At 47.7% G+C, this 17,259-nt stretch carries 2 protein-coding genes, 5 tRNA genes and 7 rRNA genes; 1 reads left to right on the top strand and 13 read right to left on the bottom strand.

Annotated elements, in window-relative coordinates:
* Positions 1-16 precede the first annotated feature (16 nt).
* Positions 17-3,694, bottom strand: a complete 3,678-nt coding sequence (gene metH, locus L0991_11820; GenBank protein ID XGB62088.1) for a methionine synthase — start codon at positions 3,692-3,694, stop codon at positions 17-19.
* A gap of 168 nt (positions 3,695-3,862) precedes the next feature.
* Between metH and L0991_11825 the strand changes: the two genes are divergently transcribed.
* Complete coding sequence (locus L0991_11825) at positions 3,863-5,143, top strand: sodium:proton antiporter (GenBank protein XGB62089.1); 1,281 nt, start codon at positions 3,863-3,865, stop codon at positions 5,141-5,143.
* A 708-nt stretch (positions 5,144-5,851) separates the two neighbouring features.
* Here the strand turns inward: L0991_11825 and L0991_11830 are convergent.
* The 12 genes from L0991_11830 to rrf (L0991_11885) form a co-directional block, all read right to left on the bottom strand.
* Positions 5,852-5,928: transfer RNA gene (locus tag L0991_11830), tRNA-Trp, on the bottom strand.
* Between the two features lie 59 nt (positions 5,929-5,987).
* Positions 5,988-6,064: transfer RNA gene (locus L0991_11835), tRNA-Asp, on the bottom strand.
* Between the two features lie 45 nt (positions 6,065-6,109).
* Positions 6,110-6,225 (bottom strand): 5S ribosomal RNA (gene rrf / locus L0991_11840).
* Positions 6,226-6,316: 91 nt separating this feature from the next.
* Positions 6,317-9,207: ribosomal RNA gene (locus L0991_11845) — 23S ribosomal RNA — on the bottom strand.
* A 297-nt stretch (positions 9,208-9,504) separates the two neighbouring features.
* Positions 9,505-9,580 (bottom strand) — tRNA-Ala (locus L0991_11850).
* A 14-nt stretch (positions 9,581-9,594) separates the two neighbouring features.
* Positions 9,595-9,671: transfer RNA gene (locus L0991_11855), tRNA-Ile, on the bottom strand.
* 67 nt (positions 9,672-9,738) lie between these two features.
* Positions 9,739-11,291 (bottom strand): 16S ribosomal RNA (locus L0991_11860).
* A 349-nt stretch (positions 11,292-11,640) separates the two neighbouring features.
* Positions 11,641-11,756: ribosomal RNA gene (rrf, locus tag L0991_11865) — 5S ribosomal RNA — on the bottom strand.
* A 92-nt stretch (positions 11,757-11,848) separates the two neighbouring features.
* Positions 11,849-14,739: ribosomal RNA gene (locus L0991_11870) — 23S ribosomal RNA — on the bottom strand.
* Between the two features lie 295 nt (positions 14,740-15,034).
* A tRNA-Glu gene (locus tag L0991_11875) sits at positions 15,035-15,110 on the bottom strand.
* Positions 15,111-15,198: 88 nt separating this feature from the next.
* Positions 15,199-16,751 (bottom strand): 16S ribosomal RNA (locus tag L0991_11880).
* A 315-nt stretch (positions 16,752-17,066) separates the two neighbouring features.
* Positions 17,067-17,182: ribosomal RNA gene (rrf, locus tag L0991_11885) — 5S ribosomal RNA — on the bottom strand.
* The 16S, 23S and 5S rRNA genes sit together here with 5 tRNA genes alongside, the layout of an rRNA operon.
* Between the last annotated feature and the right edge of the window lie 77 nt (positions 17,183-17,259).

Genomic DNA, 17,259 nt, shown 5'->3' on the forward strand with positions numbered 1-17,259 from the left:
CTCGCTGATTTAATGCCTAATTAATATTTGGACCTAACCACTTCTCAGCTTCCAACATATCCCAACCTTTACGGCCCGCATAGCTGTCTACTTGATCTTGTTGGATCTGAGCAATCGCAAAGTATCGAGAATCTGGGTGAGAGAAGTACATCCCTGATACCGAAGCACCTGGCCACATCGCGTAGCTAGAAGTCAGTGACATATCGATGGTTTTCTCGACATCCATCAACTCCCACAACGTGCCCTTCTCTGTATGCTCAGGACAAGCAGGATAACCAGGAGCAGGACGAATACCTTGGTATTTCTCTCGAATAAGATCATCGTTAGATAAGTCTTCATCTGGAGCGTAACCCCAAATGTCCTTTCGCACCTCTTGGTGTAGGTATTCAGCAAACGCTTCCGCTAGTCGGTCAGCCACAGCCTGAATCATGATGGCATTATAGTCATCACCATTGGCCTTATATTCATCCGCTAGCTCACGCTCACCAATACCACCTGTCACAGCAAAACCACCAATCCAGTCTGCTTTGCCGCTTTCTTTTGGAGCGATGTAATCTGACAAACAGTAGTTAAAGCCTTTAGGCTTCTCAGTCTGCTGGCGAAGATTATGCAGAACTTTTAGAACTTCAGTACGAGACTCGTCGGTATACACCTCAATGTCATCACCAACACTGTTGGCTGGGAACATCGCGCACATACCACGGGCTTCAAGTAACTTCTCTTTCTCTACACGATCCAGTAACTCGTTCGCATCTTTGAATAAACGTTTTGCCTCTTCGCCCACCTCTTCGTGGTCAAGGATAGCTGGGTACTTACCGACTAATGACCATGTCATGAAGAATGGTGTCCAGTCGATATAGTTACGCAGTGTTGCCACATCAAAATCATTGAATACATGCACACCCGGTTTAGCTGGTGCTGGCGGAGTATATGCGTCCCAATCAATCGCCACTTTATTTGCGCGAGCTTGCTCTAGTGTCACTGGCTTAGTGCGAGGCTTCTTACGATTGTGTTGATCGCGAACGCGCTCATAGTCTAAGTCCAACTTCTCAACGAAGGCAGGTTTTAACTCTTCAGAAAGCAATGAGGTACATACGCCTACCGCACGAGATGCGTTATTAACGTAAACCACAGGTTCTGAATAATTCTGCTCAATTTTAACAGCAGTATGCGCCTTAGATGTCGTAGCGCCACCAATCAATAATGGTAGCTTAAAGCCTTGTCTTTCCATCTCTTTGGCAACATGTACCATTTCATCAAGGGATGGAGTAATCAGACCCGACAGGCCAATAATATCGACATTTTCTTCTTTCGCGACTTTGAGAATCTTTTCACATGAAACCATCACACCTAAGTCAATGATGTCATAGTTATTACACTGAAGAACGACGCCAACAATGTTCTTACCAATATCATGAACATCGCCCTTAACTGTCGCGAGAAGGATCTTACCGTTACTCGCGCCGACTTCTTTGGATGCATTAATGAACGGCTCCAAGTGGGCTACAGCTTGCTTCATTACACGGGCTGATTTAACAACTTGAGGAAGGAACATCTTACCTGCACCAAACAAATCGCCAACCACATTCATACCGTCCATTAACGGACCTTCAATTACCTCAATTGGACGAGCGGAATTGACACGTGCTTCTTCAGTATCTTCAACGATGAAGTCAGTAATACCTTTGACCAAAGAGTGCTCTAAACGCTTCTCTACAGGCCAAGTACGCCACTCGAGTGCTGATTTATCTTCAACCTTACCAACAGCTCGTTCTAGATACTCGGTTGCCATATCCAGCAAGCGTTCCGTAGAGTCTTCACGACGGTTTAGTACCACATCTTCAACAGCATCACGCAAGTCTTCTGGTACATTATCGTAAATTTCCAACTGACCAGCGTTTACGATGCCCATATCCATACCATTTTTAAAACAGTGATATAGGAAGACAGCGTGGATTGCCTCACGAACGTAGTTGTTACCTCGGAATGAGAATGACACGTTCGATACACCACCCGAGATCATCGCATGAGGTAGATCGCGTTTGATATCGCCTACCGCATCGATGAAATCAACTGCATAGTTGTTGTGCTCTTCAATACCCGTCGCCACTGCGAAGATGTTCGGGTCAAAAATAATATCTTCAGGTGGGAAGCCAACCTCATCAACAAGAATGTTGTAAGCATTGGTACAGATTTCGACTTTACGTTCGCGTGTATCAGCCTGACCAACTTCATCAAATGCCATCACGATGACAGCTGCACCATAGCGACGAACCAACTTAGCTTGCTCGACGAACTTCTCTTTGCCTTCTTTTAGAGAGATGGAGTTAACGATACCTTTACCCTGAATACATTTCAGACCAGCTTCGATAACCTCCCACTTTGATGAATCGACCATCACTGGGACTTTTGAAATCTCTGGCTCAGAGGCACATAGATTAAGGAATTTAACCATGCACGCTTCAGCGTCTAGCATCCCTTCATCCATGTTGATATCAATGATCTGAGCGCCGTTTTCGACTTGCTCTCGAGCTACGCTCAATGCTTCGTCGTAAAGCTCTTCTTTAATCAAACGCTTGAAACGTGCAGAGCCAGTAACGTTAGTACGCTCACCTACGTTTACAAACAAAGATTCTTTAGCAATAGTCAGAGGTTCTAAACCGGATAAACGACACGACACAGGTAGGTCTGGCAATTGGCGGGGAGCTACGCCTTTAACTGCTACCGCCATTTGGCGAATATGCTCTGGCGTCGTACCACAACAGCCACCAATCAAGTTCAAGAAGCCACTTTCAGCCCACTCTTTAACGTGTTCAGCCATATCTTCAGGTGAAAGGTCATACTCGCCAAATGCGTTAGGCAAACCTGCATTAGGGTGAGCGGAAACATAGCTCTCTGAAATACGGGACATCTCACCAACATACTCACGTAACTCATCAGGCCCTAGTGCACAGTTCAATCCAAACGAGATAGGTTTAACATGACGAAGTGCATTATAGAAAGCCTCCGTTGTCTGCCCTGAAAGCGTACGACCTGATGCATCAGTAATGGTACCGGAGATCATGACAGGTAAAGTGATGCCAACTTCTTCGAAGACAGATTCAACCGCAAAGGCACAAGCTTTGGCATTGAGTGTATCGAAAATGGTTTCGATAAGAATAAGGTCAGAGCCACCTTTAATCAGTGCACGAGTCGATTCAGAGTAAGCCACGACTAGTTCGTCAAAGCTCACATTACGATAGCCTGGATCATTTACATCTGGAGAGATAGAACAAGTGCGGTTTGTTGGGCCTAATACGCCAGCAACAAAACGAGGTTTTTCAGGAGTCTTTGCAGTCCATTCATCAGCAGCTTCACGTGCTAGCTTGGCTGCGGCAAAGTTAATTTCTTCACTAAGGCTTTCCATATCGTAGTCGGCCATAGCAATGGTTGTAGCGTTGAAAGTATTGGTTTCAAGGATATCAGCCCCAGCTTCCAAGTATTGCGAATGAATATCTTTGATAAGCTTAGGTTGTGTAAGCACCAAAAGGTCATTGTTACCCTTTAAGTCACTATGCCAATCCGCAAAGCGTTCACCACGATAGTCTTGCTCTTCCAATTTATAATCCTGAATCATGGTACCCATACCACCATCAATCAGTAAAATTCGTTGCTTTAACAGAGCGTCAATCTTTTGCCTTACATTACTTCCCACGGTACAACCTCATTCCTTTAATTATGCTTCCATCCTATCACACATTAAAAAGGAGTCTAGACGTCTAAATGAGGAAATTGATTACCGAGTCCTGACAAAAAGTGTTTGCTATTTGAGCATGAGACAACGAAAATTCATATTCATACTTTGTTACATGTTGGTACCCCAATGTCGGTCTATTACACCTTATGCTTCTTGTCTGCTGCAGCCATGCTTATTGCTTTTGTTAATAGCAAAATTGGTAAAATGCAAACAACCATCGCCATCACAGCAGGCTCAATGATGCTGTCTCTTTTAATTATCATTGCGGGCCAAAACAACTGGTTCCAGTTGGCCGACATTGCTTCTGAAACGGTTGCCAGTATCAACTTTGAAGACTTCCTACTTAAAGGGATATTAGGCTTCTTACTATTCGCAGGCGGTTTAGGGATAAAACTACCAAACCTAAAAGACCAAAAGTGGGAAATCACAGTACTCGCACTCGGTGCGACTCTATTCTCGACCTTCTTTATTGGTTTTGTTCTTTATGGATTCTGTCAGTTCATCGGCATCCAATTCGATCTCATATACTGCTTACTGTTCGGTTCTCTTATCTCCCCTACCGACCCAATCGCTGTTTTAGCCATAGTAAAGAAACTCGATGCACCGAAACGAATCTCAACTCAGATTGAAGGTGAGTCGCTATTTAACGATGGTTTTGGCTTGGTAATCTTCGTAACTCTATTCACCATTGCGTTTGGCACAGAAGCACCGACAGTTGGCAGCGTGACCATGCTATTTGTCCAAGAGGCTATTGGCGGTATCGTTTATGGTTTTGCATTAGGTCTTATATTCCACTACCTAATCAGTAATACTGATGACCACTCAATGGAATTGCTACTCACCATTGGTGTGCCAACCGCAGGTTATGCTTTTGCTGAAGTTCTCCACGTATCAGGTCCATTAGCTATGGTGGTATCAGGTATCATGATTGGTAACTGGACTCGCTTTATCGGCTTCTCAAAAGAGAGTGAAGACCACTTAGACCACTTCTGGGAATTGATAGACGAGTTCTTAAATGGCGTATTGTTCTTATTGATTGGTATGTCGATGCTGCTGTTCAAATTCCACCAAGAAGACTGGATCTTAATGGCGTTCGCCGTTCCTCTAGTATTGAGTGCGCGCTACCTAAGTGTTTTCTTGTCATACATTGGATTTAAGCGCTTTAGAACTTACAACCCATGGTCAATTAAGATTCTAACTTGGGGTGGCTTACGTGGCGGCTTAGCGCTAGCAATGGCTCTTTCAATCCCTTCAGGTATCTGGGTAATTGAAGATAAGGCGATAGATGTTAAAGAAATCATCCTTGTCATGACCTATGCCGTTGTAGTGTTCTCAATCCTGGTTCAAGGCTCAACGATTACTCCGATGATAGAAAAAGCTAAACAAGCTGAAAAAGAGTTAGATTAACAATCATATGATAAACAGAGGCCGCTTGTATAAGCGGCCTTTTTTGTACCTGTTCTCTACCAACGTTCCTACCTTAGGTTGTCTCAGATCCCATCAGCATGAGAGAGCCCAATACAACGGCTAAGCTCCCATGATTATCTAATCGAACTGCACATTTAAGATACAAAAACTCAATATAGTATCTTTGCCGAAATAGTCAGATCAGTTACGAAAAATACCGAGGCTATCAGTAGTAATTTAAAAGTAGTGGAGCCGCTACCTAGAAAAACAATTTAGCCGAATGCTTTGAAGCAAACTAAAAGCATTTCATGACTCGAGGGGCCCCAGGTCATGCTTAAAGACCTGACGATCATATTTACAGAAAAGCTATAGGTAGGTGGGCTAACCTATCGATAAGACACTCTTCTAAAAACTACAGCCTGCTAGTTTATTAAGATGCGACTTTAGAGAAGTCGAGAGGTCATAGCTATCTCAACACTTACTTTATAGTTGAAGACACCAATGAAATTAAAAGGCCAAACGCGCCGGGATTTCAGCTAAAGCATAAGATTGTAGATTGGAGGGGAGTTAACCTGAGGTAGTCTCTGTGATCTTGGAATAACCTTGCAGCAGAACGAGCGTAAAGACCCTGCACTTCTGAAGTGGCTTCTGATATAACACTTCCAGAAAGCAAAAAGGCTCTAGCATTTCTGCTAGAGCCTTTTAATGTGGCAGGGGTGGAGAGATTCGAACTCCCAACACGCGGATTTGGAATCCGCTGCTCTGCCAATTGGAGCTACACCCCTAAAATTTTTTGTACTTTAGATTCGAAAAAACCTCGCACTAGGCGAGGTTATCGAATAAGTGGCGGAGTGGACGGGACTCGAACCCGCGACCCCCGGCGTGACAGGCCGGTATTCTAACCAACTGAACTACCACTCCGCAGTGGACTACTTGTCGTCGCTGACAAGTCGTTCATAATTTAAAGCCTGGCGATGTCCTACTCTCACATGGGGAAGCCCCACACTACCATCGGCGCTATTGTGTTTCACTTCTGAGTTCGGCATGGAATCAGGTGGGTCCACAATGCTATGGTCGCCAAGCAAATTTTAAAATTCGGAAAGCTGTTTCTGTTCTCTCAAACTCATTCAAGCGTTTGTATCTTTGAGTCCATCAAAACCCCTTGGGTGTTGTATGGTTAAGCCTCACGGGCAATTAGTACAGGTTAGCTCAACGCCTCACAGCGCTTACACACCCTGCCTATCAACGTTCTAGTCTTGAACAACCCTTTAGGACGCTTAAAGCGTCAGGGAAAACTCATCTCAGGGCTCGCTTCCCGCTTAGATGCTTTCAGCGGTTATCGATTCCGAACTTAGCTACCGGGCAATGCCATTGGCATGACAACCCGAACACCAGAGGTTCGTCCACTCCGGTCCTCTCGTACTAGGAGCAGCCCCCTTCAATTTTCCAACGCCCACGGCAGATAGGGACCGAACTGTCTCACGACGTTCTAAACCCAGCTCGCGTACCACTTTAAATGGCGAACAGCCATACCCTTGGGACCGACTTCAGCCCCAGGATGTGATGAGCCGACATCGAGGTGCCAAACACCGCCGTCGATATGAACTCTTGGGCGGTATCAGCCTGTTATCCCCGGAGTACCTTTTATCCGTTGAGCGATGGCCCTTCCATTCAGAACCACCGGATCACTATGACCTGCTTTCGCACCTGCTCGAATTGTCATTCTCGCAGTCAAGCGGGCTTATGCCATTGCACTAACCTCACGATGTCCAACCGTGATTAGCCCACCTTCGTGCTCCTCCGTTACTCTTTGGGAGGAGACCGCCCCAGTCAAACTACCCACCAGGCACTGTCCGTAACCCCGATTCAGGGGCCAACGTTAGAACATCAACACTACAAGGGTGGTATTTCAAGGACGACTCCACCACATCTGGCGACGCGGTTTCAAAGTCTCCCACCTATCCTACACATGTAGGGTCAATGTTCAGTGCCAAGCTGTAGTAAAGGTTCACGGGGTCTTTCCGTCTAGCCGCGGGTACACTGCATCTTCACAGCGATTTCAATTTCACTGAGTCTCGGGTGGAGACAGCGTGGCCATCATTACGCCATTCGTGCAGGTCGGAACTTACCCGACAAGGAATTTCGCTACCTTAGGACCGTTATAGTTACGGCCGCCGTTTACCGGGGCTTCGATCAAGAGCTTCGACCGAAGTCTAACCCCATCAATTAACCTTCCGGCACCGGGCAGGCGTCACACCGTATACGTCATCTTACGATTTTGCACAGTGCTGTGTTTTTAATAAACAGTTGCAGCCACCTGGTATCTGCGACTCTCGTCTGCTCCATCCGCAAGGGACTTCACTGATAAGAGCGTACCTTCTCCCGAAGTTACGGTACCATTTTGCCTAGTTCCTTCACCCGAGTTCTCTCAAGCGCCTTGGTATTCTCTACCCGACCACCTGTGTCGGTTTGGGGTACGATTCCTTACAATCTGAAGCTTAGAGGCTTTTCCTGGAAGCATGGCATCAATGACTTCACTACCGTAGTAGCTCGACATCGTATCTCAGCGTTAAGAAGAACCGGATTTACCTAATTCTTCCGCCTACGTACTTGAACCTGGACAACCGTCGCCAGGCCCACCTAGCCTTCTCCGTCCCCCCATCGCAATTGTAAGAAGTACGGGAATATTAACCCGTTTCCCATCGACTACGCCTTTCGGCCTCGCCTTAGGGGTCGACTTACCCTGCCCCGATTAACGTTGGACAGGAACCCTTGGTCTTCCGGCGAGGGAGTTTTTCACTCCCTTTATCGTTACTCATGTCAGCATTCGCACTTCTGATACCTCCAGCAGCCCTTACAGACCACCTTCAACGGCTTACAGAACGCTCCCCTACCCCACACACATAAGTGTGTAGCCGCAGCTTCGGTGTATAGCTTAGCCCCGTTACATCTTCCGCGCAGGCCGACTCGACCAGTGAGCTATTACGCTTTCTTTAAATGATGGCTGCTTCTAAGCCAACATCCTGGCTGTCTGAGCCTTCCCACATCGTTTCCCACTTAGCTATACTTTGGGACCTTAGCTGGCGGTCTGGGTTGTTTCCCTCTCCACGACGGACGTTAGCACCCGCCGTGTGTCTCCCGGATAGTACTTACTGGTATTCGGAGTTTGCAAAGGGTTGGTAAGTCGGGATGACCCCCTAGCCTTAACAGTGCTCTACCCCCAGTAGTATTCGTCCGAGGCGCTACCTAAATAGCTTTCGGGGAGAACCAGCTATCTCCAGGTTTGATTGGCCTTTCACCCCTAGCCACAAGTCATCCGCTAATTTTTCAACATTAGTCGGTTCGGTCCTCCAGTTGATGTTACTCAACCTTCAACCTGCCCATGGCTAGATCACCTGGTTTCGGGTCTAATCCTAGCAACTGTACGCCCAGTTAAGACTCGGTTTCCCTACGGCTCCCCTAAACGGTTAACCTTGCTACTAAAATTAAGTCGCTGACCCATTATACAAAAGGTACGCAGTCACACCACGAAGGTGCTCCTACTGCTTGTACGTACACGGTTTCAGGTTCTATTTCACTCCCCTCACAGGGGTTCTTTTCGCCTTTCCCTCACGGTACTGGTTCACTATCGGTCAGTCAGTAGTATTTAGCCTTGGAGGATGGTCCCCCCATATTCAGACAGGATATCACGTGTCCCGCCCTACTCGTTTTCACTGATGATGAGATGTCGACTACGGGGCTATCACCCTTTATTGCGGCACTTTCCAGAGCCTTCGTCTGTCTCATTAAAAGCTTAAGGGCTAATCCAATTTCGCTCGCCGCTACTTTCGGAATCTCGGTTGATTTCTCTTCCTCGGGGTACTTAGATGTTTCAGTTCCCCCGGTTTGCCTCTTGCTGCTATGTATTCACAACAAGATACTTACTTATGTAAGTGGGTTTCCCCATTCGGAAATCCCAGACTCAAATGACTTTTACTGTCTAATCTGGGCTTATCGCAAGTTAATACGTCCTTCATCGCCTCTGACTGCCAAGGCATCCACCGTGTACGCTTAGTCACTTAACCATACAACCCGAAGAGGTCTTTATGTATGGTAAACAACCAAGGTTTTGGTTGTAATAAGAAGGGTTAGTTCTTATTACGTGTTTGCCGGACTCAATTTTGAATACAAGACACTTGAATGTGTTTGTGTTGTGTTTATCTAAAAGATAAACATTGAGAACTTTTAATTTGATTAACTCGTAGAGTTAATCAGTCAGCTTTCCAAATTGTTAAAGAGCTTGATTCAACTTTCTATTTAAAGAAAAGAACCATTTTTAAAGATTCTACTTTCTATTCTAAAGAAATAAGAACACTTAAAGATGGTGGAGCTATGCGGGATCGAACCGCAGACCTCCTGCGTGCAAGGCAGGCGCTCTCCCAGCTGAGCTATAGCCCCATCTAAGTCGATATTGGTGGGTCTGAGTGGACTTGAACCACCGACCTCCCGCTTATCAGGCGAGCGCTCTAACCAGCTGAGCTACAGACCCAATATCGTCTCTTTGACTTTCTAAACCGTATCAATCTGTGTGGACACTTATCGTGAACATCTTCGTATAAGGAGGTGATCCAGCCCCAGGTTCCCCTAGGGCTACCTTGTTACGACTTCACCCCAGTCATGAACCACAAAGTGGTGAGCGTCCTCCCGAAGGTTAAACTACCCACTTCTTTTGCAGCCCACTCCCATGGTGTGACGGGCGGTGTGTACAAGGCCCGGGAACGTATTCACCGTAGCATTCTGATCTACGATTACTAGCGATTCCGACTTCATGGAGTCGAGTTGCAGACTCCAATCCGGACTACGACGCACTTTTTGGGATTCGCTCACTCTCGCAAGTTCGCCGCCCTCTGTATGCGCCATTGTAGCACGTGTGTAGCCCTACTCGTAAGGGCCATGATGACTTGACGTCGTCCCCACCTTCCTCCGGTTTATCACCGGCAGTCTCCCTGGAGTTCCCGACATTACTCGCTGGCAAACAAGGATAAGGGTTGCGCTCGTTGCGGGACTTAACCCAACATTTCACAACACGAGCTGACGACAGCCATGCAGCACCTGTCTCAGAGCTCCCGAAGGCACACCTGCGTCTCCGCTGGCTTCTCTGGATGTCAAGAGTAGGTAAGGTTCTTCGCGTTGCATCGAATTAAACCACATGCTCCACCGCTTGTGCGGGCCCCCGTCAATTCATTTGAGTTTTAATCTTGCGACCGTACTCCCCAGGCGGTCTACTTAACGCGTTAGCTCCGAAAGCCACGGCTCAAGGCCACAACCTCCAAGTAGACATCGTTTACGGCGTGGACTACCAGGGTATCTAATCCTGTTTGCTCCCCACGCTTTCGCATCTGAGTGTCAGTATCTGTCCAGGGGGCCGCCTTCGCCACTGGTATTCCTTCAGATCTCTACGCATTTCACCGCTACACCTGAAATTCTACCCCCCTCTACAGTACTCTAGTTCACCAGTTTCAAATGCAGTTCCGAGGTTGAGCCCCGGGCTTTCACATCTGACTTAATGAACCACCTGCATGCGCTTTACGCCCAGTAATTCCGATTAACGCTCGCACCCTCCGTATTACCGCGGCTGCTGGCACGGAGTTAGCCGGTGCTTCTTCTGTTGCTAACGTCAAGAGATGCCGCTATTAACGACACCCCCTTCCTCACAACTGAAAGTACTTTACAACCCGAAGGCCTTCTTCATACACGCGGCATGGCTGCATCAGGCTTTCGCCCATTGTGCAATATTCCCCACTGCTGCCTCCCGTAGGAGTCTGGACCGTGTCTCAGTTCCAGTGTGGCTGATCATCCTCTCAGACCAGCTAGGGATCGTCGCCTTGGTGAGCCATTACCTCACCAACTAGCTAATCCCACCTAGGCATATCTTGACGCGAGAGGCCCGAAGGTCCCCCTCTTTGGCCCGTAGGCATTATGCGGTATTAGCCATCGTTTCCAATGGTTATCCCCCACATCAAGGCAATTTCCTAGGCATTACTCACCCGTCCGCCGCTCGACGCCGTTATCGTTCCCCGAAGGTTCAGATAACTCGTTTCCGCTCGACTTGCATGTGTTAGGCCTGCCGCCAGCGTTCAATCTGAGCCATGATCAAACTCTTCAATTTAAGATTTTGGTGACTCAATGAATACTGATTACATTACATAGTAATGTTGAATTGACTGTGCCGAATCTTATGATTCGAATTGGTCACTCAGTTCATTGAAATCAAGTTGAAACCGAAGTTTCACATTTGCCTTTGCTTTTAAAAAGCGAAAACAAATTTGGTGATATTCATCAACGAGTGCCCACACAGATTGATAGGTTTAAATTGTTAAAGAGCTTTGCTATCAACGCTTTAGCGTCGAAGCGGATGCGTATAATACGCGATTGACTGTTGAAGTCAACATAAAACTCTAAGTTTATTTAGAACTTTATGGTGACTTGCTTAGATTCTAAGCAAAGTCGAAATTAAAGCCTGGCGATGTCCTACTCTCACATGGGGAAGCCCCACACTACCATCGGCGCTATTGTGTTTCACTTCTGAGTTCGGCATGGAATCAGGTGGGTCCACAATGCTATGGTCGCCAAGCAAATTTTAAAATTCGGAAAGCTGTTTCTGTTCTCTCAAACTCATTCAAGCGTTTGTATCTTATGAGTCCATCAAAACCCCTTGGGTGTTGTATGGTTAAGCCTCACGGGCAATTAGTACAGGTTAGCTCAACGCCTCACAGCGCTTACACACCCTGCCTATCAACGTTCTAGTCTTGAACAACCCTTTAGGACGCTTAAAGCGTCAGGGAAAACTCATCTCAGGGCTCGCTTCCCGCTTAGATGCTTTCAGCGGTTATCGATTCCGAACTTAGCTACCGGGCAATGCCATTGGCATGACAACCCGAACACCAGAGGTTCGTCCACTCCGGTCCTCTCGTACTAGGAGCAGCCCCCTTCAATTTTCCAACGCCCACGGCAGATAGGGACCGAACTGTCTCACGACGTTCTAAACCCAGCTCGCGTACCACTTTAAATGGCGAACAGCCATACCCTTGGGACCGACTTCAGCCCCAGGATGTGATGAGCCGACATCGAGGTGCCAAACACCGCCGTCGATATGAACTCTTGGGCGGTATCAGCCTGTTATCCCCGGAGTACCTTTTATCCGTTGAGCGATGGCCCTTCCATTCAGAACCACCGGATCACTATGACCTGCTTTCGCACCTGCTCGAATTGTCATTCTCGCAGTCAAGCGGGCTTATGCCATTGCACTAACCTCACGATGTCCAACCGTGATTAGCCCACCTTCGTGCTCCTCCGTTACTCTTTGGGAGGAGACCGCCCCAGTCAAACTACCCACCAGGCACTGTCCGTAACCCCGATTCAGGGGCCAACGTTAGAACATCAACACTACAAGGGTGGTATTTCAAGGACGACTCCACCACATCTGGCGACGCGGTTTCAAAGTCTCCCACCTATCCTACACATGTAGGGTCAATGTTCAGTGCCAAGCTGTAGTAAAGGTTCACGGGGTCTTTCCGTCTAGCCGCGGGTACACTGCATCTTCACAGCGATTTCAATTTCACTGAGTCTCGGGTGGAGACAGCGTGGCCATCATTACGCCATTCGTGCAGGTCGGAACTTACCCGACAAGGAATTTCGCTACCTTAGGACCGTTATAGTTACGGCCGCCGTTTACCGGGGCTTCGATCAAGAGCTTCGACCGAAGTCTAACCCCATCAATTAACCTTCCGGCACCGGGCAGGCGTCACACCGTATACGTCATCTTACGATTTTGCACAGTGCTGTGTTTTTAATAAACAGTTGCAGCCACCTGGTATCTGCGACTCTCGTCTGCTCCATCCGCAAGGGACTTCACTGATAAGAGCGTACCTTCTCCCGAAGTTACGGTACCATTTTGCCTAGTTCCTTCACCCGAGTTCTCTCAAGCGCCTTGGTATTCTCTACCCGACCACCTGTGTCGGTTTGGGGTACGATTCCTTACAATCTGAAGCTTAGAGGCTTTTCCTGGAAGCATGGCATCAATGACTTCACTACCGTAGTAGCTCGACATCGTATCTCAGCGTTAAGAAGAACCGGATTTACCTAATTCTTCCGCCTACGTACTTGAACCTGGACAACCGTCGCCAGGCCCACCTAGCCTTCTCCGTCCCCCCATCGCAATTGTAAGAAGTACGGGAATATTAACCCGTTTCCCATCGACTACGCCTTTCGGCCTCGCCTTAGGGGTCGACTTACCCTGCCCCGATTAACGTTGGACAGGAACCCTTGGTCTTCCGGCGAGGGAGTTTTTCACTCCCTTTATCGTTACTCATGTCAGCATTCGCACTTCTGATACCTCCAGCAGCCCTTACAGACCACCTTCAACGGCTTACAGAACGCTCCCCTACCCCACGCACATAAGTGCGTAGCCGCAGCTTCGGTGTATAGCTTAGCCCCGTTACATCTTCCGCGCAGGCCGACTCGACCAGTGAGCTATTACGCTTTCTTTAAATGATGGCTGCTTCTAAGCCAACATCCTGGCTGTCTGAGCCTTCCCACATCGTTTCCCACTTAGCTATACTTTGGGACCTTAGCTGGCGGTCTGGGTTGTTTCCCTCTCCACGACGGACGTTAGCACCCGCCGTGTGTCTCCCGGATAGTACTTACTGGTATTCGGAGTTTGCAAAGGGTTGGTAAGTCGGGATGACCCCCTAGCCTTAACAGTGCTCTACCCCCAGTAGTATTCGTCCGAGGCGCTACCTAAATAGCTTTCGGGGAGAACCAGCTATCTCCAGGTTTGATTGGCCTTTCACCCCTAGCCACAAGTCATCCGCTAATTTTTCAACATTAGTCGGTTCGGTCCTCCAGTTGATGTTACTCAACCTTCAACCTGCCCATGGCTAGATCACCTGGTTTCGGGTCTAATCCTAGCAACTGTACGCCCAGTTAAGACTCGGTTTCCCTACGGCTCCCCTAAACGGTTAACCTTGCTACTAAAATTAAGTCGCTGACCCATTATACAAAAGGTACGCAGTCACACCACGAAGGTGCTCCTACTGCTTGTACGTACACGGTTTCAGGTTCTATTTCACTCCCCTCACAGGGGTTCTTTTCGCCTTTCCCTCACGGTACTGGTTCACTATCGGTCAGTCAGTAGTATTTAGCCTTGGAGGATGGTCCCCCCATATTCAGACAGGATATCACGTGTCCCGCCCTACTCGTTTTCACTGATGATGAGATGTCGACTACGGGGCTATCACCCTTTATTGCGGCACTTTCCAGAGCCTTCGTCTGTCTCATTAAAAGCTTAAGGGCTAATCCAATTTCGCTCGCCGCTACTTTCGGAATCTCGGTTGATTTCTCTTCCTCGGGGTACTTAGATGTTTCAGTTCCCCCGGTTTGCCTCTTGCTGCTATGTATTCACAACAAGATACTTACTTATGTAAGTGGGTTTCCCCATTCGGAAATCCCAGACTCAAATGACTTTTACTGTCTAATCTGGGCTTATCGCAAGTTAATACGTCCTTCATCGCCTCTGACTGCCAAGGCATCCACCGTGTACGCTTAGTCACTTAACCATACAACCCGAAGAGGTCTTTATGTATGGTAAACAACCAAGGTTTTTGGTTGTAATAAGAAGGGTTAGTTCTTATTACGTGTTTGCCGGACTCAATGTGATTCAAATTAGATTTGAATCGAATACAAGACACTTGAATGTGTTTGTGTTGTGTTTATCTAAAAGATAAACATTGAGAACTTTTAATTTGATTAACTCTAAGAGTTAATCAGTCAGCTTTCCAAATTGTTAAAGAGCTAATCACTTCGTAATGAAGTAACCATTTTTAAAAGCACTATTGAAAATGCACTTAAAGATGGTATCCCGTAGGGGAGTCGAACCCCTGTTACCGCCGTGAAAGGGCGGTGTCCTAGGCCTCTAGACGAACGGGACACTGGATTGAAGAACTTGGGAGTTCTTCGTCTCTTTACTTTCTAAACCGTATCAATCTGTGTGGACACTTATCGTGAATATCTTCGTATAAGGAGGTGATCCAGCCCCAGGTTCCCCTAGGGCTACCTTGTTACGACTTCACCCCAGTCATGAACCACAAAGTGGTGAGCGTCCTCCCGAAGGTTAAACTACCCACTTCTTTTGCAGCCCACTCCCATGGTGTGACGGGCGGTGTGTACAAGGCCCGGGAACGTATTCACCGTAGCATTCTGATCTACGATTACTAGCGATTCCGACTTCATGGAGTCGAGTTGCAGACTCCAATCCGGACTACGACGCACTTTTTGGGATTCGCTCACTCTCGCAAGTTTGCAGCCCTCTGTATGCGCCATTGTAGCACGTGTGTAGCCCTACTCGTAAGGGCCATGATGACTTGACGTCGTCCCCACCTTCCTCCGGTTTATCACCGGCAGTCTCCCTGGAGTTCCCGACATTACTCGCTGGCAAACAAGGATAAGGGTTGCGCTCGTTGCGGGACTTAACCCAACATTTCACAACACGAGCTGACGACAGCCATGCAGCACCTGTCTCAGAGCTCCCGAAGGCACACCTGCGTCTCCGCTGGCTTCTCTGGATGTCAAGAGTAGGTAAGGTTCTTCGCGTTGCATCGAATTAAACCACATGCTCCACCGCTTGTGCGGGCCCCCGTCAATTCATTTGAGTTTTAATCTTGCGACCGTACTCCCCAGGCGGTCTACTTAACGCGTTAGCTCCGAAAGCCACGGCTCAAGGCCACAACCTCCAAGTAGACATCGTTTACGGCGTGGACTACCAGGGTATCTAATCCTGTTTGCTCCCCACGCTTTCGCATCTGAGTGTCAGTATCTGTCCAGGGGGCCGCCTTCGCCACTGGTATTCCTTCAGATCTCTACGCATTTCACCGCTACACCTGAAATTCTACCCCCCTCTACAGTACTCTAGTTCACCAGTTTCAAATGCAGTTCCGAGGTTGAGCCCCGGGCTTTCACATCTGACTTAATGAACCACCTGCATGCGCTTTACGCCCAGTAATTCCGATTAACGCTCGCACCCTCCGTATTACCGCGGCTGCTGGCACGGAGTTAGCCGGTGCTTCTTCTGTTGCTAACGTCAAGAGATGCCGCTATTAACGACACCCCCTTCCTCACAACTGAAAGTACTTTACAACCCGAAGGCCTTCTTCATACACGCGGCATGGCTGCATCAGGCTTTCGCCCATTGTGCAATATTCCCCACTGCTGCCTCCCGTAGGAGTCTGGACCGTGTCTCAGTTCCAGTGTGGCTGATCATCCTCTCAGACCAGCTAGGGATCGTCGCCTTGGTGAGCCATTACCTCACCAACTAGCTAATCCCACCTAGGCATATCTTGACGCGAGAGGCCCGAAGGTCCCCCTCTTTGGCCCGTAGGCGTTATGCGGTATTAGCCATCGTTTCCAATGGTTATCCCCCACATCAAGGCAATTTCCTAGGCATTACTCACCCGTCCGCCGCTCGACGCCGTTATCGTCCCCCGAAGGTTCAGATAACTCGTTTCCGCTCGACTTGCATGTGTTAGGCCTGCCGCCAGCGTTCAATCTGAGCCATGATCAAACTCTTCAATTTAAGATTTTGGTGACTCAATGAATACTGATTACATTACATAGTAATGTTGAATTGACTGTGCCGAATCTTACGATTCGAATTGGTCACTCAGTTCATTGAAATCAAGTTGAAACCGAAGTTTCATTTTTGATATTCATCAACGAGTGCCCACACAGATTGATAGGTTTAAATTGTTAAAGAGCTTTGCTATCAACGCTTTAGCGTCGAAGCGGATGCGTATAATACGCGATTGACTGTTGAAGTCAACATAAAACTCTAAGTTTATTTAGAACTTTATGGTGACTTGCTTAGATTCTAAGCAAAGTCGAAATTAAAGCCTGGCGATGTCCTACTCTCACATGGGGAAGCCCCACACTACCATCGGCGCTATTGTGTTTCACTTCTGAGTTCGGCATGGAATCAGGTGGGTCCACAATGCTATGGTCGCCAAGCAAATTTTAAAATTCGGAAAGCTGTTTCTGTTCTCTCAAACTCATTCAAGCGTTTGTATCATATGAGTCCATCAAAA

This window comes from Vibrio chagasii (assembly GCA_041879415.1).
Lineage (GTDB): Bacteria > Pseudomonadota > Gammaproteobacteria > Enterobacterales > Vibrionaceae > Vibrio.

What these genes read in the sequence shown, in the direction of transcription:
- L0991_11825 (XGB62089.1), top strand. Translation starts at nt 3,863, where the DNA reads ATGTCGGTCTATTACACCTTATGCTTCTTGTCTGCTGCAGCCATGCTT.